The following is a 21738-nucleotide window of genomic DNA, read 5'->3' as shown; positions in this document are numbered from 1 at the left end:
TGCCCGTCGTGTCAGCCGTGCCCGCCGAGCCGTCGCCTGGGCCGGTGGAGTCGGTGGAGCCGGTCGCGCGCTCGGCGGCGACCAGTTCCCGCGTGGCGGGGGCCACCTCGGCGGCGAAGCGCCGCAGGTCGTCGGGGTCGTCGCTGGCGAGGATGAAGGTGCTGATCCCGTCGGTCAGGGCCAGATGGGCGAGTTCCTCGGCCCACTGCTCGGCCGGCCCGTCGAGCGGGCCGCGGCTGACCGGCGAGAACCGTCCGTTGATGTTGAGCAGCCGGCGCACGTCGGCCGGGGCGCGACCCGCCTCGGTGGCGGCCTCGTCGATGATCGTGTTGCCCTTCGCCAGGTCGCCGGGGTTCAAGTAGGGCAGCGAGGGCAGCCAGCCGTCGGCCCGGCGTCCGGTCAGCGCGAGCATGCGCGGCTTGTAGGCGCCCAGCCAGATGCCGACGTCGTGGGCGGGTGCCGGGCCGCGTTTGGCGCCCACCGCGCGGTGGAACTCGCCGTCGGCGCGGACGCCGCCGCGGGCGTCGGCGTCCCAGATCTGGCGGATGATCTCGATCGCCTCCTCCAGGGCCCGCACCGCCTGGCCGGGGGAGAGGCGTCGCCCGCCCATCGCCTCGATGGCGTCCCAGAACCCACCGGCACCCAGGCCTAGTTCCGTGCGGCCGCCGCTGAGCAGGTCGAGGCTGGCGACGCTGCGGGCCAGCACGGCGGGTGGGCGCAGCGGCAGGTTGGTCACGTTCGCGGCCAGGCGCACCCGTTCGGTGCGCGCGGCGACGAAGCTCAGCAGCGTCCAGGTGTCCAGGAAGGCGGGCTGGTAGGGGTGGTCCTGAAAGGTGACCAGGTCGAGCCCGACCTGCTCGCAGAGCATGGCGAGACCGACCGGTCGTGCTGGGTCGGCGTTGCCGGGCGTGAGGAACGACCCGAAGGTCAGTGTGTGCCCGTAGTCGCTCATCTCGGCCTTCCTTCCGGTGGCGCGATGCCGATCACCGCAACCAGAAATGCTATTCCAACTAGAACATCCTTGCCCAATAAAGTCTGTGATTTGCGCTAATCTTCGAGGATGACCGGCGCCCAGGGCGACAAGCCCCGTCCCGACCCGCTCAACGACGACCTCGGGTGGATGCTCGGCGTCGTCTTTCGGGCCTACATCCGCGCCGCCGAGCACGCCGTCGGGGAGCTGCCCGGCGGGCCGCGTGGCTACCACGTGCTCACCGCCGCCGACCGGGAGCCACCCCGCAACCAGGGCGCGATCGCCGAGGAACTGGGCATCGACCGCACCGTGCTGACGTACCTGATCGACGACCTGGAGCAGGCCGGGCTGGTGTTGCGCCGACCGGATCCGGCGGACCGGCGCAGCCGTCTGGTCACCCTCACCGACGCCGGCCGCGACGCCGCGCGGCACCGTCGGGAGGCGCTGCGTCGGGTCGAGTCCCGGCTGCTGGAGGCGCTCACGCCCGACGAGGGCGCGACACTGCGGGCGCTGCTGCAGCGGGTGGCCTGCGCGGCGCAGGCCCTCGACCCGCTCACCGACCTGTGCGCGGCGGTGGAGGCGGCGACCGAGCCGCCGCCGACCGGCCGGGCCGGTCGCCGCCGGGCCGCCCGTACCTGACCGGGCGGGCCAACCCCTCGACCCGCCGGCCCAGCTCAACGAGCGCGGTCTGGCCAGCGTCAACGGCTGGTTCACCGAGACGATCCTCGGCTACCGCCACCTCGCTCCCGGCGAGACCGCCTGACCCGCCGCCGCCCCCGAGCACCGCGACGGTACGCCGGACACCGCCCGCCGGGTCGTCTACGCTCAGGCCACCTGCCAGCCCAGGAGGCGCACCATGAGCAGCGATGCGACGTCCACGCGGATGCCGGCCGTGTTCTTCGGCCACGGCAGCCCGATGAACGCGCTGGAACTCAACCGGTACACGTCCGCCTGGCGGGCCTTCGGGCAGTCGGTCCCGCGGCCCCGGGCGATCCTGGTGGTGTCGGCCCACTGGTACATCGGAGCCACGGCGGTCACCGCCATGCCCCGACCGAAGACCATCCACGACTTCTACGGCTTTCCGCAGGAGTTGTTCGACGTGCGGTACCCGGCGCCGGGCCTGCCGGAGCTGGCCGAGGAGGTCAGCGACGTCGTCCACCCCACCTGGGTGGGGGCGGACATCGACTCCTGGGGCATCGACCACGGCACCTGGTCGGTGCTGGTGCACGCCTTTCCCGAGGCGGACATTCCCGTCGTCCAACTGAGCATCAACGCGTTCAAGGGGCTGGACTACCACCTGGAGCTGGGCGCGAAGCTCGCGCCGCTGCGGGAGCGGGGCGTGCTCGTGGTGGCCAGCGGCAACGTGGTGCACAACCTCGGCGGCGTCAACCCCCGGATGGTCGACCAGGGGTTCGACTGGGCGCAGCGGTTCGACGAGGCGGCGAAGGAGGTCATGCTCGGCGAGCCGACCGAGGCGGCTGCCCTGGACGCCCACCGCGACTTCGACAGCGCCGTGCCGACGCCTGACCACTTCATCCCGCTGCTCTACCTGGCCGGCCTCGCCGGTGCCGACGGCGGGGGGACGAACGTGCTGGTGGACGGGTACGCCTACGGGTCGGTGTCGATGACCGCCTACACGCTGGGTCGCCCCGGTCACCCCACAGAGACGCTGACCGGGGCGCCCACGCTGCCCGACGGCGTACCCGCCGACTCAGCCAACATCTGAGCCGGTCGCGCCAACACCTGAGCCGGCCGCGACGTCGACGCGCCAGCCGGGGGTGGCCGGGGTCAGCAGGGTGGTACGCGACGACGCGCCCCAACCCCGGTGCAGCTGCTCGGCGAGCGTGTCCAGCAGGCGGGGCACGTCCCGCGCCGCCGAGTCGTGCATCGCCTCGACCACCACCAGGATGGTCGCTGTGTCGTCGCGTACCGCCGACCAGCCGCTCTGCCGGTTGGTCCAGCGTCGGGCGTGGGCCCGGCCCAGCGGGTCGGCGAAGATCACCTCCGCGGGGTCGGGCTGCTCCTCGACGCCGCCGAGGGTCAGGTAGCGCTCGTCGCCCCGGGCGTGCCGCACCTCGATGCCGCCGCCGCAGCGCGCCACGTCGAGAATCCCGACCGGAATGGCGTACGCGGCCGACACCGCGTTGCCGAGATCCACCAGCGGGTGCACTCGGGGCAGGTCACCACTGGTGCGCAGCCGGCGCAGCAGCGACTCCGCCGCGCAGCGGTACTTCGTCGGGGCCAGCCCCATCCGGGCGAACGCCCGCCGCCACGCCTGGATCTCCGGAAAGCCCGCCTCGGTGCCCCCGGCGAGCCGCTGCCGTGCCCGCCCGAGCAGGTCGGCAAGCGGCAACTCGGTCCGTGGCTCGCCGTGGACGCCCTCGGCGTACAGCACGCCGGCGACCAGCGTCGGATGCTCCGCCCGGAGGCGGGGCGAGTGCTGGAAGTACACAGTTTCTCCCTCATGCTTCGGCGCGGGCCAGCAGCAGGCCGAGCGCCAGGAACGAGCCGGCGAAGCACCGGCGCAGCCAGTCGGCCACCCGGGGGCGGTCGAGGACGTGTCGGCGTACGGCGGCGGCGCCGAGGCCGTAGCCGACGAAGACGACCAGTGTGGTCGCCGTGAACACCGCCCCCAGCCCGAGCATCCGGCCCAGGGCCCCCGGGCTGCCCGGGTGGACGAATTGCGGCAGGAACGCGACGAAGAAGATCGTCAACTTCGGGTTGAGCAGGTTCATCAGCACCACCGAGCCGATGATCTGGCGTGCCGGGCGGGGCGGGGCGCTGTCGTCGATGCTGATCGCGCCCCGTTCGCGCAACATCGAGAGTGCCAGCCAGAGCAGGTAGCCCACGCCCAGGTACTTGACCAGGTCGAAGGCGAGTGCGCTGGAGTGCAGCAGCGCGGCGAGCCCGGTCACGGCCGCGATCAGGTGCGGCACGGTGCCCAGCGTGCCGCCCAGCGCGGCGACCAGGGCGGCCCGGTGCCCGCCGGTCAGCCCGGCGGAGAGCGTGAACAGCACCCCGGCGCCCGGGGTCACGACCACGACGAGCGTGGTGAGCAGAAAGGCGATGGTCACCGACCCACCCTGCCTCCACAATGGTCCGATGAGCAGTACCAAACCAAGCCCTCCCCACAGGTCCATAGCTGAAAGGAAGGGCCCCCTGTTAACGCCTCGCGTGGTAAAAGGGTCCCTTTCTAACGCCGGGTCGGACTTCCTTCACCTGGACATCGGGCAGGCGCCACGCGGTGGACGCGCCGCCTGGCTCGCCGATCGGCTGCGCCGGGCGATCGCCGAGCGAGTCGTGCCGGTCGGTGCCCGACTGCCCGCCACCCGGGTGCTCGCCGCCGATCTCGGCGTGTCCCGGGGCGTGGTGGTGGAGGCGTACCAGCGGCTGATGGAAGAGGGGCAGGTGGCCGGCCGCGGCCGGGCCGGGACGGTGGTGGTGGCCGCCCCGATCCCGGCGCCGCCCCGGTGGCCGAACACCGGGGCGCAACCGCCCTCGACAGGGCTGGGAACAGGCGGGCCGGAATCCGCCACGAGCGCGGCGACCCGTACGACGGATCCCGCCGGCCTGTTCTCGTCGGCGCCCGGCCCGGACGTCTTCGACGCGTTCCGCACCGCCCCGGCGCGGATCGACCTGACGCCCGGCGTACCCGACCTCGCGGCGTTTCCCCGCGCGGCCTGGCTGCGCGCCGAGCGGGCCGTGCTGGGGCGGCTGGCGGCGCCGGACCTCGGCTACGGCGATCCGTGCGGTACGCCCACGCTGCGCCGGGCCGTCGCCGGATGGCTGGCCCGCAACCGGGGGATCGGCGCCGACCCGGCCGAGGTGATCATCACGACCGGTGTGTCGCAGGCGCTCGGCCTGCTCGCCCAGGCACTGGCCGCCGACGGCGTCACCGCGCTCGGCGTGGAGGATCCCGGCTCACTCGGCGTCCGGCAGCACCTCAACAACTGGCAGCTGGACACGGTGCCGATCCCGGTCGACGCCGCCGGGCTGCGCGTGCACGAGCTGGCCGCGAGCAACCTCCCCGCGGTGGTGCTCACCCCCGCGCACCAGTTCCCGACCGGTGTGGTGCTCGCCGGCGGGCGGCGCCGCCAACTCGCCGACTGGGCCCGCGCCGGCGGCCTGATCGTCGAGGACGACTACGACGCCGAGCACCGCTACGACCGCCCGCCGGTGCCGGCGCTGCGCGCCACCCTGCCCGAGCAGGTCTGCTACGCCGGCAGCGTGTCGAAGCTGCTCGCCCCGGCGCTGCGCATCGGCTGGCTGCTGGTGCCGCGGCGGTACCGGGACGCTGTGGTGGCCGCCAAACGAAACGCCGATCTGGGCAACGCTGTCCTGCCGCAACTGGTCCTCGCCGAGCTGATCACCTCCGGGGCGCTGGAGCGGCACCTGCGGCTGCTGCGCCGACGGCACGTACGACGCCGCGACGCCATGATCGCTGCGGTGGGCCGCCACCTGCCGGGCGCCACCGTGCACGGGGCGGCGGCCGGGCTGCACCTGACGCTCACCCTGGCCGGCGAGGTGGCGGACACGGAGCTGGCGGCGGCGGCCCTGGCGCGTGGGGTGAAGGTGCAGCCGCTGTCCTGGCACTGCCAGCGGCCGTACCCGCCCGGCCTGGTCCTCGGCTACGCGGCCAACTCCGTCTCGGTCATCGCGGAGGGCGTCGAGTTGCTCGCCGCCACCGGCTGAGACACCGACAGAACGGCAGGCCGGACGTCCCCGAATCACTCCGGGTGGGGCTCACCGGCCAGCCGGGCGTCCGCGGCCTGCTGGCCGTCGCTGTCGCCGGCCGCCTCGCAGATCGTCGCCGCGTCCACCCAGTGCCGCCGAGCCTCGTCGTCGTCGCCGAGCGCTGCCGCCGCGTCGCCCAGGTGCAGCAGGGTGCGGCCCAGCCCGGCGTTCGGGCGGCCCTGCTCGCGCAGCCGGCGGCTCTCGGCGAGCAGCCCGTACGCCTGACGGGCCTGGCCGGGTGCCACCGAGAGCAGGGCCGCTCCCGCGTTGAGCAGCGCGGTCGCCCGGTGCGTGGGATCGATGACGCTCTCGTACTCGCGCAGCGCCGCCTGCCACGCCTGCCCGGCGTCGAGATGCTCGCCCAGCGCGGAGTACACCAGCACGAGGTTGGTCAGCGCCGCCGCGTAGCCACGTGAATCGCCAAGCGGACGGAACCGGTCCGCCGCTCGGACCAGCAGGTCTTTCGCGCTGTCCAGCTCGCCGCGGGCCAGTCGGGCGGCGCCCAGCGCCAGGTCGCTGAGGGCATTGCCGGCCCGGTCGGCCCGCGCGCGGTGCCGGCGGGACAGCTCCAACTGCTCCACCGCCTCGTCGAGCCGGCCGAGGTCGAGCAGGGCCAGACCGAGGTTCATCCGCGCCTGGGCGGTGCCCCGCCGGCCCCGACCCGCCACGGCGAGGCTGAGCGCGGCCACCGCGCCGTGCGGGTCGTGGCGCCGGCGGCGCAGCACGCCCAGCTCGTTGTGCGCCCAGCCGGCGATCTCCGGCCGGTCCTGCGCGGTGGGGTTGGCCAGTACCGTCTGGCAAACCTCCTCCCACTCGTCCAGCCGTTCGGCGTGCGCGAGCCAGCCGCACAGCGCCACGGCCAGCCGGAACCACCAGTCCCGCACCCGGCGCGGCAGCGTCTCCACCGCACCGGCCGGCACTTTCACCACCGCCATCAGCAGTTCCTGGTGCAGGTCGAACCAGCTGTACGGATCGTCGTCGAGCAGCCGACGGTCGCGATCGATCACGCCGGCCACCGCCAGCGCAGCCATGTGCCGCTCAGCCCCCCGGGCCAGGTGCCGGGTCAGCCGGGCCTGCGCGCTCACCCGGTGCCGCACCGATCCGGCTTCACGCAGGTGCATCCGCGCGTACCCGGCGAGCAGCGGCCGCACCTCGTACCGGTCGCCGCGGGCGCCGACGACGAACGCCCCGTCGGCCAACTCGTCGAGCAGCACAGCGACCCGGTCGGGGCGACGGCGGGCCAGCGCGGCGATGGTCGGCCGGTCCAGCGGCACCGAACTCAACGACAGCAGCCGCCATAGGCGTCGGGCCTCGCCACTGAGCGCGTGGTACGCGGTGTCCCGGGCGGTCACCAGCCCGGCCACCGGGGAGCCGGCGATCCGCTGGTGCGGCGGTGTGTCGGCGGCCCGGCGCAGCGAGTGCAGCACATCGGAGTGCCGCCAGCCGTGTTGCGCGGTCCGCCGCCCCAACTCGGTGACGGTGCGCGGCTGCCGCCCGCACAACTCGACGATGGCGCGGACAGCCGGGTCGGTGCGCGGGTCGGGCCGGTGTGGGCGGGCCAACGGTGTGGCCGCCCCGGCGGCGGCGAACATCTCCACCGCGTCGTCGACCTCGGGTTCGAGCAGCGAGTGCGCCACCACCCCGTCGAGGTCGGCGAGCCGGCCGGTGCCGGCCAGCAGCAGCCGGCAGGTGCGTGCGGTCGGCGGCAGCAGCGGCCGGACCTGAGCCGGACTGTCCACGTTGTCCAGCACGAGCAGCACCTTCCGGCCGTCGAGCTCGCCGCGCAGCTCGTCGGCGGCCTCGGCGAGGTCGTCCGCCCGGCCGGAGCGCGGCGGCCTGGTGCCCAGGACGCGGGCCAGCGCCGACAGGACCTCCCGGGGCGAGCGGGCGCGCCCGTCGCGGCGCAGGTCGAGGTAGTACTGCCCGTCGCGGAAGTCGTCGCGGCACAGGTTCGCCGCCTGCCTGGCGCACGACGACGTACCCACGCCCCGCCGGCCGACCACCGCCACCGCATGTTCCGGGGCCAGCCGGTCCACCACGGCCTCCGCCTGCCCACGCCGGCCGATGTACCGGCCCGGCCAGGGCAGCGTGGGCGCGCTGCTGCCCGCCGGGGCCAGGTTCTCCTCGTCGGCCAGCTGCCCGCGTTGCCGGCGCCGCCACTCCACGACGAACGACGCGGTGATCCCGAGGACCGCCAGACCCAGGCTCGCCGACCCGAGGACGGCGACGGACAGCTCGGAGAGCAGGTTGCCGGTGATGTTGCCGAGCAGCGCACTGGCTCCCGCGCCCGCGACCCCACCGACAGCGAGCAGCAGGCTCACCAGCCGGGGCCGGCGGTCGCTGCGCACCGACGGGCTCACCGCACGCCCCCGGCGACCAGTCCCGCCACGATCTGCCGGCTGGCCAGCAGCACCATCAGCACGGGCAGGATCGAGGCGAGCACGGAACCGGCGGCGAGGGTGCCGCTGCTGGTGACGAACTCGCGGGTCTGGCTCTGCAGGAACAGCCCGAGCGGCGCTGCCGGTGCGCTGAACAGCAGGCCGACCACCAGATCGTTCCAGACCTGTACGAACTCCAGCACGGCCACCGCCAGCAGCGCGCGGTGGTTGTGCTGGACCAGCAGCCGCAGCATGCTCCACCAGTGCCACCCGCTCAGCCGGGCGGCGCGGATCCGGTCGGCGGGCAGGTCGGCGAAGGCGTTGCGCAGCACCAGCACGGCGAACGGCACACCCAGCGCGATGTGTACCAACGCGAGGCCCTGGACCGTACCGGAGGAGAACCCCATCCCCAGCACCTCGTGTATCGGTCCGGCGATGACCTGCACCGGGACGACCGCCATGGCCAGCAACGCCAGCCCGATGGCCAGGGCGGGCGGCCCGGTCAACCAGGCCAACGGGTACGCGGCGAGCAGCGCGACGATCAGCACCGCGACGGTGACCACCGTGGCCAGCATCAGCGTGAAGCGGAAACTGCGCCACAGCTCCGGGTTGTCGAGCACGGCCGCGTACGACTCGATCGTCGGATGGCGGGACCACCAGGCCTCGACGGCCGCGCGGTCGGGATGCTGCAGCGAGGTGAACACCAGCGCCGCCAGGGGGAGCAGCCAGGCCACGGCCGCCCCTGCGGCGAACAACCGGACCAGTCGTCGTGGCGGCGGCGCGACCGGGGCGGGAACGGCCGGCGGCTGGGGCAGCGGCCACGCCTGCCGGATGAACAGGGCCGCGCCCAGCATGCCGACGGTGACCGCGACCAGCCAGATGACTCCGAGGGCGGCGCCCTCGCCGGTGGTGGTCGCGCCGGAGGTCTGCCAGATCCGCAGCGCGAGCACCGCCGCCTCGTCGCGCACCGAGCCGGGTGTCATCACCAGGATCAGGTCGAAGGTCCGGCTGGTGCCGACCGCGACCAGGGCGAAGACCACCGCGACGGTACGCAGCAGCAGCGGTCGCCACTGCGCGTCCCAGAGCACGTCACGGCGGCTGCCCCCGAAGGCGCGTACCGCGTCGGCGAGGTCGGCCGGCACGGTGTCGAGGGCGGCCCGGAACACCAGCATGGCCAGCCCGGCCCAGGCCCACACGAACGCCGACATCACGGCCACGGTGACCAGCTCCGGCCCGAGCAACTGCGGCGCCTGCTCCGCTGCCCGCCCGGTGAGCCGGGCCAGCACCAGGGTGGCCAGCCCACGCTCCGGGTCCGGATCGTAGAACAGCCGGAAGGTCACCCCGGTGACCACCAACGGCAGCGCGATCGGCACCACCAGGATGAGCCGGACCAGCCACCCCTCCTGGGACCGCCGCGAAGCCACCGCGAGCAGGTAGCCCAACACGGTGACCACGGCGGGCACCAGCAGCGCCCACAGCACGGTACGCAGCACCACCGCACCGGTGCCGTCGGCGGCGAACGCGGCGCGGTAGTGTTCGGCGCCCACCCAGCGGCCGTCGCTGGTGACGCTGGCCTGCACCGTACGCAGCACGGGCCAGGCCAGCAGCGCGCCGAGCAGCAGCACCGCCGGTGCCAGCAGTGCCCAGGTCGCGCCCTCCGCGGGGTACGCCCGGCCGCGCCGGGGTGCCCCGACGTCGTCGAGGACCGCGAGCTCGCCGAGGAGCGGCACCCGGCTCACCGTCGCCTCCTCGCCGCCCGGGCCGCCGCGGCGAGCGCCCGGGTGGTCCGGCTGACCGCGTACCGGGCGGCGGTCCCGTCGGTCACCTCCATGAAGAAGTCCTGCATGATCCGCCAGATCCCCACCCCGTCGGTGCCGGTGAACGTCCCGGGCAGCCGGTCGGAGAGGTCGAACTGCACCGTGTCGGCGGCGCGCAGCTCCTCGGCCAGCCTGCGGCGCAGCGGGTCGCGGTGGCTCTCCACCGGCACGTCGAGGTTGGGGGAAAGGTAGCCGCCCGCCTCCAGCCACGGCCCGAACGCCGTCCGTTTGCTGAGCCAGTGCACCAGCTCCACCCCGCCGGCCGATCCGGCGAACGCCACCGCCACGTCGCCGCCGACGATGAGCGGCTTGTCGGCATGGCGGGCGCCGGGGAAGCGGAACGTGCTCAGCTGCTCGTCGCCGCGCCGGAACCGGGCCGCGGCGGCGTCGACGAAGTCGGCCTCGAACACCATCACCGCGCTGCGGTGATGCACCACCTGGATGACCGACTCCTCGAACTGGGTGAGCAGCGCCCGCCGGCCGCCATCGGGAAAGGCGCCGTCGACGCTCCACAGCTCGGCGAGCCGGTCGAGGGCGTACTGCACCGGCTGGCCCTGCCAGTCGGCCTCGCCGCGGGCCAACGCGTCGTACACCCCGGCGCCGGCGACGTCGAGCAGAGCGTTCTCGAACCAGTCGGTGAGCACCCACCCGTCGGCGGCGCCGACCGCCAGCGGCGCCGGGCCGCCGTCGGCCCGGTGCCGCGCGGCGAGCCGGCGGGTCTGGCTGACCAGTTGGTCCCAGGTCTTCGGCGGCTCCTCGAGCAGGGACGGGAAGTACCAGAACAGCGACTTGTGCGCCGCCTTGATCCACACTCCGTAGCGCTGCCCGTCGACGGTGAGCAGGTCGGCCAGACCGGCCGGCGGGGCGTAACTGGTGGTGGGGGTCACCGAGCTCAGCCAGCCCCGCTCGGCGTACTCGACGACCAGACCTGGGCGGGACAGGACCGCCACGTCCGGGCTGGTGCCGGCCGACTGCCGGGCGGCCAGGAACGAGTCGATGTCGTTACCCACCCCGATCACCCGCACCGGGGCCGGGAAATTGGCGACGACCGCGCGGAACCTGGCCAGTTCGTCACCGTTCCAGACCACGGCCGCCTGCACCGACGACGCGTCCCGGGCGCAGCCTGCGACCGCGACGGTGGTCCCGGCCGCGGCGGCGCGCAGCAAGGTGCGGCGGCGCAGCGCCGTCATGGATCCACCTCGCCGCCGACCTCGACCCGCAACCGCCCGGGCACCTCGGCGAGCACCACGTCGTCGGCCGAGCAGAGCAGCACCGCCAGGCCGGGGGTTTTGGGCAGGGCGAGCCGATCGATCAGGCCGGTGAGGTGAATGCCGTCGAGCGCGGCGGGCAGGTCGACCACCAGCACCTCGGGCAGGCAGGCCATGGCGCGGGCCAGGGCCACCCGGAACCGCTGCGCGTCGGAGAGCAGATGCGGGCGCAGGCCGAGCGCCGGAGCGAGTTCGAGCCGCTGGATCAGGGCTTTCGCCCAGGCGTCGGCGACCTCGCGGACCCGCTGTTGCCGGCACTGCCCGTAGGCGATGTTGCGGGCGACGGTCAGGTGCGGCAGCAGGGCGCCGCCGGCCGGGACGTAACCGATCCGCCGACGCAGCGGCGGTAGGTCGGTGACGTCGCGGTCGCCGACCAGAACCCGGCCGGCGACCGGCGCGGCGAGCCCGACCACCACCCGCGCCACGGCGGTGCCCAGCCGGGGCGGGGCGACCAGCGCCACCGTGGCACCGGCCGGCACGTCGACGTCGAGCGGCGGGAGGTCCGGCACGGCAACGAGCTGACACGTGCGTAACGTGATCATCACCTCCGCCGACCACAGTTGTCGATCTCAGGGTGTCACAGTCCGACCACACACGGCGTCCCACCCACAGTCCAGGATGGACATCGACACCGGCCGACTACGGTCATGCTCATGGCAGATCCGACCCCGTACGCCTCCGGCCGGGACGCCGAGGTCTACCTCCTCGCCGGTGACCGGGTGTTGCGCCGGCCGCCGCCGACCTTGTCACCGCCGCGCCGCGGTGACCGGACGAAGCGGAACAACGCCCCGGCGGCGCCGGTTTCGGTGCCCTGCTCAGCGGGTGCGCCGAGGAACCCGTGCCGATCCGCCCCGGTGGGGGTAGGTTCGCCAGCGGGAACGATCGTCAACGAGGCCGGAGCAGCCTCGGTGTGCCGGTCGGCACCGAGGTGGAGGAGGAAGCGTGAGCCAGCAGGTCAGGGGCGTCATCTCGCGCCGCAAGGGTGCGCCCGTCGAGGTCACCGACATCGTGGTGCCCGATCCCGGGCCCGGTGAGGCGGTGGTACGCGTACAGTCCTGCGGGGTCTGCCACACCGACCTGCACTACCGGGAGGGCGGCATCAGCGACGACTACCCGTTCCTGCTCGGCCACGAGGCGGCCGGCATCGTCGAGCAGGTCGGCGAGGGGGTCGACGCCGTCGCGCCCGGTGACTTCGTGGTGCTCAACTGGCGGGCCGTCTGCGGGGTCTGCCGCGCCTGCCGGCGCGGTCGCCCCTGGTACTGCTTCGCCACCCACAACGCCGCCCGCAAGATGACCCTGACCGACGGCACCGAACTCTCCCCGGCGCTGGGCATCGGCGCCTTCGCCGAGAAGACCCTGGTGCACGCCGGCCAGTGCACCAAGGTCGACCCCGCCGCCCGGCCGGCCGCCGTCGGCCTGCTCGGCTGCGGGGTGATGGCGGGCCTCGGCGCGGCGATGAACACCGGCGGGGTGACCCGCGGCGACTCGGTGGCGGTGATCGGCTGCGGCGGCGTCGGTGACGCGGCGGTGGCCGGCGCGGCGCTGGCCGGCGCGACGACGATCATCGCGGTGGACACCGACTCCCGCAAACTCGACTGGGCTCGCAAGTTCGGCGCCACCCACACCGTCAACGCCTCCGACGCCGACCCCGTGGCCGAGATCCAGGCGGCCACCGGCGGGTTCGGCGCCGACGTGGTGATCGACGCGGTCGGCCGGCCGGAAACGTGGAAGCAGGCGTTCTACGCCCGCGACCTGGCCGGCACCGTCGTGCTGGTCGGCGTACCCACTCCCGAGATGCGCGTCGAGCTGCCCCTGCTGGACGTCTTCGGTCGGGGTGGCGCACTGAAGTCCAGCTGGTACGGCGACTGCCTGCCCAGCCGCGACTTCCCGATGCTCACCGAGCTCTACCTGCAGGGCCGTCTGGACCTGGACGCCTTCGTCACCGAGGAGATCCCGCTCGACGGGGTGGAGGAGGCCTTCGCCCGGATGCACCGCGGCGACGTGCTCCGTTCGGTGGTGGTCTTCTGATGGCCGCCCGGATCGACCACGCCGTCACCTCCGGCACCTTCTCGCTGGACGGGCAGACCTTCGACGTCGACAACAACGTCTGGGTGGTCGGCGACGACGACGAGTGCGTCGTGATCGACGCCCCGCACGACGTGGATGCCATCCTCGACGTGGTGGCCGGCCGTCGGGTCACCGCGATCGTCGCCACCCACGCCCACGACGACCACGTCCGGGTCGCCCCCCAGTTGTCCCGCGCAACCGGCGCGCCGGTGCTGCTGCACCCCGCCGACCGGGTGCTGTGGGACATGGTGCACCCCGACGAGCCGCCGGGTGGGCAGCTGCACCACGGCGACACGATCGAGGTGGGCGGCATCGCGCTGACCGTGCTGCACACTCCCGGGCACAGCCCCGGCGCGTGCTGCCTGCACGCTCCCGCGCTCGACGTCGTCTTCACCGGCGACACCCTGTTCGCCGGCGGGCCGGGCGCCACCGGCCGGTCGTACAGCGACTTCGGCACCATCATCGGCTCGATCCGGGACCGGCTGCTCACCCTGCCGCCGCGGACCGTCGTGCACACCGGGCACGGCGACAGCACCACCATCGGCGCCGAGGCACCACACCTTCCCCAGTGGTTGGCGCGGGGCCACTGACCGACGCAACACCACCGCCGACGCTGACCCCGGCACAGCGCGACGCGGTACGGCACGTCCGGGCGGTGGCGCTGCGCGAGCGGCCCACCGCCCTGGCCGCCATCGGCCGCACCCTCGCCAGCACCGGGGTACGACACGACGTGGCCCAGCTCGTCGCGGCTGTCGGCCGGGCTGGTCGGCTCACCCTCAACTTCCACCCCGACCGGCTGCTCGCCGACGGGCGGACGGTCGCCGAGGCGCTCGCGACCGAGGGCGTCTACCGCAGCCAGTTCGAGACCGGGATCTCCAACGGTGGCCTGAGTGCGTACCCGGGTGGTTCCCGGGACCGCTGGGAGCGGCGGCTGTTCGGCGGTGCGTACCAACGTCCGGGCGTACGCCCGGCGGAGCGGCCGAAGTACGGCGGGCTGAATCTGCTCGACCACCCCGACGGCGCCTGCCCCCGGTTCGGCTCCTGTCACCTGCGGCTGCGGCCCGAGGTGCTGACCCGCACCACCTTCTGCTTCGGCGACAGCCACCTCGACCCCCGGGACGTCGGCACCGCCGACGTGATCGAGCCGGTATTGGCCGCCCTGCTCGCGGCGACCGTCGACACCGGGGTCAGCCTGGGCCGACCCGGCGATCTGGTCGCCCTCACCGGCGAGCTGCTGCGCGCGCGAAAGGAGAGCGTTGTGGCACCCCGGGCCGCCGGACGTGCCCTCGACGACTACATCGAAGCGCAGGTCCACGGTGAGATACGGATGGCCCGGGACGTGGCGGAGCTGGTGGTCGACCCGTCGTTCCAAGGCACCGACAGCGGATCGCTCCTCGCCGCCACCGCCCGCCGGTACGGGCTCCCGCTGCGCTGGCACGCCGGCTTCGCCCTGCCCGTGAGCCAGGTCGACGCCGAGTTCCGGGGACCGGCCATCCCGCCGCTGGCAGCCCGGGTGCACGCCGAATTCGCCCGACCCGGGGAGCCACTGCACGCCGCGCTGATCGGCCGGGCCGCCGCCTCGGTGGTGACCGACCCGGGCCGGTGGGCTGACCGGGGCTGCGCCGCGGACACCCTCCAGCAGCTCAAGCAGCTCTGGCACGTCCTGGTCCGCTTCGGTACCCCGTACGGCGGCTGATCCCCGCGGATCCGTCCGTTGCCTGACGGGGTCCTCCGGGGCCGCGCCCGCCTGCCCGCGCGGCCGGGCCCATTCCTACCGCGCGGCACCTGCCGTCCGGTCTGCCGCCTGCCGTTCGGTCTGCCGGGTCCGTCCGGTCTGCTTGGTCCGCTCGGTTTGCCGAGTCCGTCCGGTTTGCCGGCGGTGGCCGTGATCGTCGGAGTCGTCGCGTGAGCCGGATCGCAGCCGCCAGCGGTGGGGCTATTTCCGGAATGCCCGACAGTACGAGCCGGTTGCACTTCCCCGTAGCGCCGGCACCTAAACGCCGGTGTTCTGCAGTCACCCGAGAGCGGCTCACCCCGAGCGGCTCGTAACGATCGAAGGGGCAACCATCGTGAAGCTGGACTTCACTCGATGGCTCCCGGCCATCGCGACGAACCCGAGAAGGAAGACCGCGTTGAGCGTCGCGGGCGTGACCGCCCTCGCCGGGCTGGCCCTCGGCCCGTCCGCCATCGCCGCACCGCTCACCAGCGGGCCCCACGAGGGCGCCGTCGCGGCGATCGACAAGGCGACCGGCCGTAGCGGCACGGTCGAGTCGGAGCCGACCAGCGGTGGCCGTAGCGACCAGCCGGACACCGGCAAGCCCACCCGGGCGAAACTGATTCCGTACGGCGCGCAGGGCGCGCAGTCGCGCATCCCGCTCGACGACGCCCAGCGCGGCAACGCCAAGACCATCATCGAGGTGGCCAAGAAGACCGGCGTGGGCGAGCGGGGCGCGGTGATCGGCATTGCCACCGCCCTCCAGGAGTCGAAGCTGTACAACCTCGGCCATCTGGGCGCGTACAACGACCACGACTCGCAGGGCCTGTTCCAGCAGCGCCCGTCCACCGGCTGGGGCAGTGTGGAGCAGATCACCGATCCCGAGTACTCTTCGACCGTCTTCTTCGAGGCCCTCAAGCGGGTCAACGGTTGGCGAGAGATGCCGCTGACCAACGCGGCGCAGACGGTGCAGGTGTCGGCCTACCCGTTCCACTACGCGCAGTGGGAGGAGCAGTCGGCGGACATCGTCTCCCAGCTCTGGTGACCCAACCGACCGGGCCCGCTCGCCGAGCATGACGCGGCCGTGACTCGGTCGCGGCGGTCGTGATGCGGTGATCGCTCGGTCGCGGCGTGGTCGTGGGTTGGTCACGGCCATCGTTACCGGCTCCTTGGCGGCACCGAACCGGCCGGCCCCGAATCCGGGGCCGGCCGGTTCCGTCCTGTGCAGCCAGGCGGCCCGTCGATGCCCCTGCCCGCCCGCGGGGATCCGCACCCTCATGGTCGACGCGCCCAGCAGTTGCCCCGCTGTGCGCGCAGCAGTCGCCCGCTGTTTGTTAAGAAGGGGCCCTTGCTCTACCCCAGGCGTTAAAAAGGGGCCCTTTCTTTCATCCCTTCCTTTCATCCCTTCCTTGCGCGGTGGGGGGCGATGTCGATGAGGGCGACGAGCAGCGCCAGCGTGATGATCCCGGCAGACACCAGCAGCGATCGCTCGAAGGCCTTCGACCAGGGGGCGCCGGTTTCGGTCACGATCGAGAAGAAGACCGCCCCGACGACCGCGATGCCGGCGGCCGAGCCGATGCGCTGACCGGTCTGGAGCATGCCCGCGCCGCTGCCCGCCTGCGGCACCGGCACCTGCGACAGAGTCAGCGTCTGGTTCGGGGCGATCACCAGGCCGCTGCCGATCCCGGCGACCAGCAGGGGTACGGCGGTCACCCAGGGCACCGGGGCGTGCGGTGCCAGCCCGATGGCGAGCGCCACCAGGCCGAGCCCGGCCACCACGGTCAGCAGACCGGCCGCGACCAGCGGACGGCCGAACCGGTTGACGACCCGTCCACCGACCGCCGAGGCCGCGGCCGAGCCGAGCGCGAACGGCGTGATCGCCAGACCGGCGACGAGCGCGCTGTAGCCGAGCCCGGTCTGTAGGTACAGCGTGAAGATGAAGAAGATCGCGGTGAAGCCGCCGAAGTAGATCAACGCGATCAGCGAGCCCAGGGCGTACGACTGCTGGCGGAAGATCCGTACGTCGAACAGCGGCGATCCCTGGCGGGCGTACCGGCGTTCCCAGAGCACGAAGCCGACCAGCGTGACCAGGCCGGCGGGCAGAAGCAGCCACTTCACCGGGCCGTGCCACTGCTGCCGCTGCACCAGCGGCAGCAGCACCAGGGTCACGCCGATGCCGAGCAGCAGTACGCCGATCGGGTCCGAGCGACGTCGGATGGCCTGCCCCGGCGGCCGGTGCGGCATCAGCCGCCAGCCGAGGATCACCGCGACGATCCCGACCGGCACGTTGACGAAGAAGACCCACCGCCAGCCGTGCTCCGGTCCACCGGCGGCGATCAGCAGACCGCCGAGCAGCGGACCGATGGCGGTGGAGATGCCGATCGTGGCGCCGAGCAGCCCGAACGGCCGAGCCCGTTCGGGTCCCTGGAAGAGCTGCTGGATCATCCCGATCACCTGCGGATTCACCAGACCTGCGGCGGCGCCCTGGAACAGTCGGGCGACGATCAGAGCGCCGGGGGACTGGGCCAGCCCGGCCAGCGCGCTGGTCACCGTGAACAGGGCGATGCCGAACACGAACGCGTTGCGCCGCCCGTGGAAATCACCGAAACGTCCCGCCGGGACCAGGGCCAGCCCGAAGGTCAGCGCGTACCCGGAGAGCACCCACTGCAGGTCGCTGGGACCGGCGTGCAGGGCCCGCTCCAGCGACGGGATGGCCACGTTGACGATGCTGACGTCGAGCAGTGTCATGAACGCCGCGACCAGGCCGACGCCGAGTGCCCGCTGGCGCCGCCGCTCGTCGTACGGCTCGGATCCGGCCGACTCTCCCGCCCGGGCCGAGCTCATCGCGTCCCCCGTAGTTCGGCGTCGTCGAGCATTGTCCCGCTGCGGGGAACCGCCGGTGATGGCCGCTCAGGCGAGTTGCTGGGCGCAGAACCGGGGGCCGAAGTCGAGCCCGGCCATCGGCGAGTCCTCCCGGTGCAGCAGGTTCTTCTCGGTCAGCAGGTGCAGCGGGGTCTGCAACTGCTCCTCGGTCAGGCCGCACTCCTGGGCGATCATGTCCGGGTAGGGGACCTGGCCGCGTGCCTCCAGGGCCGCCACCGCGTCGTACACCCGAGCCTCGACGTCCGACAGCTGCACCTGTTGCATGGTGTCCTCCTTTGCGCTTTCTCCGCCTGTGGCAGGCGGTCTGCGAGCGGCGCTTACCCGGTGCCCGAGCGAAGATGCTTGCCCGATCGGCTGTCGCGTCGCCATCGTCCGGCACACGTGCTGATCTACCCTGCATCGGGTGAGCGTCTGGGAACTCGTGGTGATCGGGGGCGGTCCGGCCGGGCTCTCCGCCGCCTGCGCCGCCGCCCGTCGTGGGGTACGCACCCTTGTCGTCGAGCGCGCCGTACATCCTCGGTACAAGACCTGCGGCGGGGGTCTCATCGGCACCTCGCTGGCGGCCCTGGCCGGGCGGATCGAGGTGCCCGCCCACGACCAGGTCGACCGGGCCACCTTCACCCTCGACGGGCGGATCCGCTTCACCCGCCGGCACAGGTCGGGCCCGCTGGTGACGATGGTGCGCCGGGAGGAGTTCGACGACCGGCTGCGGGCGGCTGCGGTGGCCGCCGGGGCCGAGGTCCGCGAGCGGGTCACGGTCCGGTCGCTGGAACAGGATCCTGAGGTGGTACGCCTGCGACTGGCCGACGGTGAACCGATCGTGGCCCGGACGGCGATCGGCGCCGACGGTTCCTCCGGGGTGAGCGCCCGGCACGTCGGGGTGCGGCATCGACAGGTGGACCTGGGGTTGGAGGTGGAACTGCCGGTGTCGCCACCCGAGCAGGCCCGCTGGCGGCACCGGGTGCTGCTCGACTGGGGCCCGCTGCCCGGCTCGTACGCCTGGGTGTTTCCCAAGGGCGACCGGCTCACCGTCGGGGTGATCGCCGGCCGGGGCGAGGGGGAGCGGACCCGGGCGTACCTGCGTCGGTTCGTCGGCCGGCTCGGCCTGGCCGACGTGCCGGCCACGCACGACACGGGTCATCTGACCCGCTGCCGGGCCGACGACGCGCCGCTGCGGCGGGGTCGGGTGCTGGTCGCCGGCGACGCCGCCGGTCTGCTGGAACCCTGGTCCCGCGAGGGGATCAGCTTCGCGTTGCGCTCCGGTGAGCTGGCCGGTGAGGCGGTCGCCGCCGGTGACCTCGCCGGCTACGAACGGGCGGTGGCGCGCCGGCTGCTGCCGGCCATGCGGGCCGGATTCCAGCTGCTGGACGGCTTCTCCCACCGTCCGGAGATCTTTCACGCGCTGCTCGCCACGCCGGCGGGCTGGCGGGCGTTCATCCAGTTCTGCCAGGGCCGGGCCGACTTCGCCGGGCTGCTCGCCCCGCTACCCGCCCGAGCCGCCCTCGCCCTCACCCACCGCCTACCCAGACGCAAGGAAGGGCCCCCTATTAACGCCTGCGGTAGAGGATGGGCCCCTTCTTAACACCCGCCACCCACCCCGCAAGCCGGATGGCACAGGATCCTAGGATGCCTTACGGGCTGTGACGCACCATCGGCCGTTTCGGGCTTCGCCAGCCCGGGTAGGGCCTTCCGGGACCGGATCCGACCTACCGGACGAGGAGACGCCCGTGAGCCAGGACCAGTACACCCAGCAGGATCCGACCGAGCAGTACGGCCAGCAGTCGGGGCAGCCGAGCCAGCAGCAGGAGCCGCCGGGGCGGACGGGCAGGATGAGGCCGAAACCGGACCACGGCGAGGAGACGTACCAGGGCAGCGGCAAGCTCGAAGGAAAGAAGGCTGTCATCACTGGCGGTGACTCCGGCATCGGCCGGGCCGTGGCGATCGCGTTCGCCCGCGAGGGTGCCGACGTGTTGATCTCCTATCTCGGTGAGGACGAGGACGCCGACGCCCGGGAGACCGTCCGGCTGGTCGAGGCCGCCGGCCGCAAGGGGATCGCGGTGCGTGGCGACATCGCCGATGAGCGCAACTGTCAGGCGCTGATCGACCGCGCCCTGTCCGACCTCGGCGGCCTCGACATCCTGGTGAACAACGCGGCGTACCAGATGGCGCAGGACAAGGGCATCGCCGGGATCAGCACCGAGCAGTTCGACCGGGTGCTCAAGACCAACCTGTACGCGATGTTCTGGCTCTGCAAGGCCGCGTTGCCGCACCTGGAAGAGGGCTCGACGATCATCAACACGTCGTCGATCCAGGCGTTCGACCCGTCGCCGCAGCTGCTTGACTACGCCACCACCAAGGCGGGAATCGCGAACTTCACCAAGGCGCTCGCCGCCGACCTGGTCGATCGAGGCATCCGGGTGAACGCGGTGGCGCCCGGTCCGATCTGGACGCCGCTGATTCCGGCGACCATGCCGCAGGAGAAGGTGGAGCAGTTCGGCACCGACACCCCGGTGGGTCGGCCGGGGCAGCCCGCCGAGCTGGCGCCCGCGTACGTCTTCTTTGCCTCGCAGGAATCGAGCTTCATCACCGGCGAGGTTCTCGGCGTCACCGGAGGCCGCTTCACCAAATGAGGTGTAAGGAAGGGCCCCTTGTTAACGTCTGGTGTATAGCAAGGGCCCCTTGTTAACAGATGCCGCCCGTCAGCGGGGCCAGTCCGCCAGGCGGTAGCGGACCCGGCTGATGTCGGCGGGGCCAAGACCGTATCGGGCGAAGCGGCGGTCCGGGATCCGGTCCAGGTACCGGCCGGCGGCCCGGACGTCCTCCTCGTCAAGGGCGGGGTCGATCTGGCGGGCGAGTTCCAGCAGTTCGGCCACCCGGCGGTGCTCCAACGCGGAGGCGACGTCGATGTAGTCGCGGACCTCGCGTCGGTTCACCAGAGCGGCCGTCTTGTTCGCCATCAGATCCCGTACGTCCATCACCGGGCCGAGGTCCATCACCACGGGGCTGCGGTGACGGTCGAGTCGTGCCAGGCTGAGCCGGATCTGCCGGCCGTCCCGGCTGACGACGAAGTCCCGCATGTCCCGGTCGAAGCCGTCGAACAGGTCGGCGAGTTCGCTGTCCGGGTCCGCGTCCGTCACCGTGAAACCGGCGGCCTCCAGCGTGGCCCGCACGTCGGCGGCCGCCGCGGCGGCCGCGCCCTCCACGTCGGCAAAGAGGTCGACGTCCTCGGTGGGGCGGGTGACCAGGCCGTGTGCCGCCCAGGCCACCCCTCCGCCGAGGACAAAACGGTACGGTCCGGCGACGGTCAGCGCCAATCGGGCAACCTCGCGGTAGAAGTCGTGCGGATGTGACCCGCTCACGCCGACCGCAGACCCCGATGCCGGGTCTCCCAGGCCAGCCGCACGCCACGAGGCAGGTTCAGCACTCGCCACACCCGGCGCAGCGTCCGGCCGTCGAGGAGCAGTCGTAGGTCGTCGAGGTTGGTGCTTTCGCGGAGTACGTTCTCGTACATCCAAAGCAGCTGGTCGGGATCGCTGAGGTCGAAGCTACGGTCGGGGCTCCACATCAAGCGGACCGGCAACTGGACGACGCCTCGGGTGGGCCCGCGCAGCTCGGCCAGCGACCCCGCCACCAGCGTGGGACGACCGGGCCTGGCGAGATGCGCCACGCCGGTCGCGCTGGGGGAGACGGCCTGCATGCTGTCAGGGTAACGCCAGTCGGTCCGCTGGCGGGTCGGCGACCTGTGCGGGGACCGCGAGGCAATCGTACGGATGCCGGCTTCATGTTGCAAAGTCCGATTCGATGTTCTCGCCATCGGTGTGCCCACCGTTTGCGCCGGATGTCCGATCATCGGGTGCCGGTCGACCGTCCTGCGGCGGAATCGTGGGCGCCCGGCGGTGGTTGAGAA

Annotated in this window: 20 protein-coding genes; 9 read left to right on the top strand and 11 right to left on the bottom strand. The window is 73.0% G+C overall.

Features of this window, described 5'->3' with window-relative positions:
* On the bottom strand, window positions 1-952 hold a 952-nt coding region (locus tag Vqi01_RS25495), incomplete at its 3' end, for an LLM class flavin-dependent oxidoreductase (RefSeq protein ID WP_204037391.1).
* Window positions 953-1060: 108 nt separating this feature from the next.
* On the opposite strand from Vqi01_RS25495, the gene Vqi01_RS31400 reads away from it, so the two are divergent.
* Window positions 1061-1609, top strand: coding sequence for a MarR family winged helix-turn-helix transcriptional regulator (locus tag Vqi01_RS31400; RefSeq protein ID WP_204037390.1), 549 nt, complete (start codon window positions 1061-1063; stop codon window positions 1607-1609).
* A gap of 217 nt (window positions 1610-1826) precedes the next feature.
* Complete coding sequence (ygiD, locus tag Vqi01_RS25485; RefSeq protein WP_239098659.1) at window positions 1827-2696, top strand: 4,5-DOPA-extradiol-dioxygenase; 870 nt, start codon at window positions 1827-1829, stop codon at window positions 2694-2696.
* Here the strand turns inward: ygiD and Vqi01_RS25480 are convergent.
* Window positions 2682-3422, bottom strand: a complete 741-nt coding sequence (locus Vqi01_RS25480; protein WP_204037389.1) for a B3/B4 domain-containing protein — start codon at window positions 3420-3422, stop codon at window positions 2682-2684. The genes ygiD and Vqi01_RS25480 overlap by 15 nt on opposite strands.
* Window positions 3423-3432: 10 nt before the next feature.
* On the bottom strand, window positions 3433-4044 hold the full coding sequence (locus tag Vqi01_RS25475; protein ID WP_204037388.1) for a LysE family translocator: 612 nt from the start codon (window positions 4042-4044) through the stop codon (window positions 3433-3435).
* A gap of 28 nt (window positions 4045-4072) precedes the next feature.
* Between Vqi01_RS25475 and pdxR the strand changes: the two genes are divergently transcribed.
* A complete protein-coding gene (pdxR, locus tag Vqi01_RS25470; protein ID WP_204037387.1) occupies window positions 4073-5662 on the top strand; it encodes a MocR-like pyridoxine biosynthesis transcription factor PdxR in 1590 nt (529 codons plus the stop codon).
* 35 nt (window positions 5663-5697) lie between these two features.
* Here the strand turns inward: pdxR and Vqi01_RS25465 are convergent, their stop codons facing one another.
* The 4 genes from Vqi01_RS25465 to Vqi01_RS25450 are packed head-to-tail and all read right to left on the bottom strand — an operon-like array spanning window position 5698 to window position 11676.
* Window positions 5698-8052 (bottom strand): tetratricopeptide repeat protein, encoded by a 2355-nt coding sequence (locus Vqi01_RS25465; protein ID WP_204037386.1) that lies wholly within the window; start codon window positions 8050-8052, stop codon window positions 5698-5700.
* Window positions 8053-8060: 8 nt separating this feature from the next.
* Window positions 8061-9821, bottom strand: coding sequence for an ABC transporter permease (locus Vqi01_RS25460; RefSeq protein WP_204037385.1), 1761 nt, complete (start codon window positions 9819-9821; stop codon window positions 8061-8063).
* Complete coding sequence (locus Vqi01_RS25455; protein ID WP_204037383.1) at window positions 9818-11089, bottom strand: ABC transporter substrate-binding protein; 1272 nt, start codon at window positions 11087-11089, stop codon at window positions 9818-9820. The genes Vqi01_RS25460 and Vqi01_RS25455 overlap by 4 nt, the downstream gene beginning before the upstream one ends.
* A complete protein-coding gene (locus Vqi01_RS25450) occupies window positions 11086-11676 on the bottom strand; it encodes an ATP-binding cassette domain-containing protein (RefSeq protein WP_204037379.1) in 591 nt (196 codons plus the stop codon). The genes Vqi01_RS25455 and Vqi01_RS25450 overlap by 4 nt, the downstream gene beginning before the upstream one ends.
* 433 nt (window positions 11677-12109) lie before the next feature.
* Between Vqi01_RS25450 and Vqi01_RS25445 the strand changes: the two genes are divergently transcribed.
* The 4 genes from Vqi01_RS25445 to Vqi01_RS25430 all read left to right on the top strand — a co-directional run bounded on the left by Vqi01_RS25445 (window position 12110) and on the right by Vqi01_RS25430 (window position 15993).
* Entirely contained in the window at window positions 12110-13195 is a 1086-nt protein-coding gene (locus Vqi01_RS25445; protein ID WP_204037378.1) for an S-(hydroxymethyl)mycothiol dehydrogenase, read from the top strand.
* A complete protein-coding gene (locus Vqi01_RS25440; protein WP_204037377.1) occupies window positions 13195-13824 on the top strand; it encodes an MBL fold metallo-hydrolase in 630 nt (209 codons plus the stop codon). Before Vqi01_RS25445 ends, Vqi01_RS25440 begins: the two co-directional genes overlap by 1 nt.
* Window positions 13803-14930: a DUF3626 domain-containing protein gene (locus Vqi01_RS25435; protein ID WP_239098657.1), complete on the top strand. Its 1128-nt coding sequence runs from the start codon at window positions 13803-13805 to the stop codon at window positions 14928-14930. Before Vqi01_RS25440 ends, Vqi01_RS25435 begins: the two co-directional genes overlap by 22 nt.
* Before the next feature lie 373 nt (window positions 14931-15303).
* A complete protein-coding gene (locus Vqi01_RS25430; RefSeq protein WP_204037376.1) occupies window positions 15304-15993 on the top strand; it encodes a hypothetical protein in 690 nt (229 codons plus the stop codon).
* A 353-nt stretch (window positions 15994-16346) separates the two neighbouring features.
* Here Vqi01_RS25430 and Vqi01_RS25425 read toward each other — a convergent pair whose 3' ends face one another.
* Both Vqi01_RS25425 and Vqi01_RS25420 read right to left on the bottom strand, forming a co-directional pair.
* Entirely contained in the window at window positions 16347-17792 is a 1446-nt protein-coding gene (locus Vqi01_RS25425) for an MFS transporter (protein WP_204037375.1), read from the bottom strand.
* 66 nt (window positions 17793-17858) lie between these two features.
* A complete protein-coding gene (locus Vqi01_RS25420) occupies window positions 17859-18095 on the bottom strand; it encodes a hypothetical protein (protein ID WP_204037374.1) in 237 nt (78 codons plus the stop codon).
* Window positions 18096-18234: 139 nt separating this feature from the next.
* Between Vqi01_RS25420 and Vqi01_RS25415 the strand changes: the two genes are divergently transcribed.
* Both Vqi01_RS25415 and Vqi01_RS25410 read left to right on the top strand, forming a co-directional pair.
* Window positions 18235-19413, top strand: a complete 1179-nt coding sequence (locus tag Vqi01_RS25415) for a geranylgeranyl reductase family protein (protein WP_204037373.1) — start codon at window positions 18235-18237, stop codon at window positions 19411-19413.
* 145 nt (window positions 19414-19558) lie between these two features.
* Window positions 19559-20461, top strand: coding sequence for an SDR family oxidoreductase (locus Vqi01_RS25410; protein WP_204037372.1), 903 nt, complete (start codon window positions 19559-19561; stop codon window positions 20459-20461).
* A 69-nt stretch (window positions 20462-20530) separates the two neighbouring features.
* Here the strand turns inward: Vqi01_RS25410 and Vqi01_RS25405 are convergent, their stop codons facing one another.
* Window positions 20531-21190 (bottom strand): nucleotidyl transferase AbiEii/AbiGii toxin family protein, encoded by a 660-nt coding sequence (locus Vqi01_RS25405; RefSeq protein WP_239098656.1) that lies wholly within the window; start codon window positions 21188-21190, stop codon window positions 20531-20533.
* Entirely contained in the window at window positions 21187-21528 is a 342-nt protein-coding gene (locus Vqi01_RS25400; protein ID WP_204037371.1) for a hypothetical protein, read from the bottom strand. The genes Vqi01_RS25405 and Vqi01_RS25400 overlap by 4 nt, the downstream gene beginning before the upstream one ends.
* Window positions 21529-21738 lie beyond the last annotated feature (210 nt).

It is taken from the genome of Micromonospora qiuiae, from assembly GCF_016863555.1.
Taxonomy (GTDB): Bacteria; Actinomycetota; Actinomycetes; order Mycobacteriales; family Micromonosporaceae; genus Micromonospora; species Micromonospora qiuiae.
Note: the sequence above shows the minus strand (reverse complement) of the source record. Positions and strands in the feature narration are given on the sequence as shown.

Bases quoted from the DNA above. Each gene is read 5' to 3' on its own strand.
- Vqi01_RS25400 (WP_204037371.1), bottom strand. From the start codon at position 21,528: ATGCAGGCCGTCTCCCCCAGCGCGACCGGCGTGGCGCATCTCGCCAGG.
- Vqi01_RS31400 (WP_204037390.1), top strand. From the start codon at position 1,061: ATGACCGGCGCCCAGGGCGACAAGCCCCGTCCCGACCCGCTCAACGAC.
- Vqi01_RS25420 (WP_204037374.1), bottom strand. From the start codon at position 18,095: ATGCAACAGGTGCAGCTGTCGGACGTCGAGGCTCGGGTGTACGACGCG.
- Vqi01_RS25440 (WP_204037377.1), top strand. From the start codon at position 13,195: ATGGCCGCCCGGATCGACCACGCCGTCACCTCCGGCACCTTCTCGCTG.
- pdxR (WP_204037387.1), top strand. From the start codon at position 4,073: ATGAGCAGTACCAAACCAAGCCCTCCCCACAGGTCCATAGCTGAAAGG.
- Vqi01_RS25425 (WP_204037375.1), bottom strand. From the start codon at position 17,792: ATGAGCTCGGCCCGGGCGGGAGAGTCGGCCGGATCCGAGCCGTACGAC.
- Vqi01_RS25455 (WP_204037383.1), bottom strand. From the start codon at position 11,089: ATGACGGCGCTGCGCCGCCGCACCTTGCTGCGCGCCGCCGCGGCCGGG.
- ygiD (WP_239098659.1), top strand. From the start codon at position 1,827: ATGAGCAGCGATGCGACGTCCACGCGGATGCCGGCCGTGTTCTTCGGC.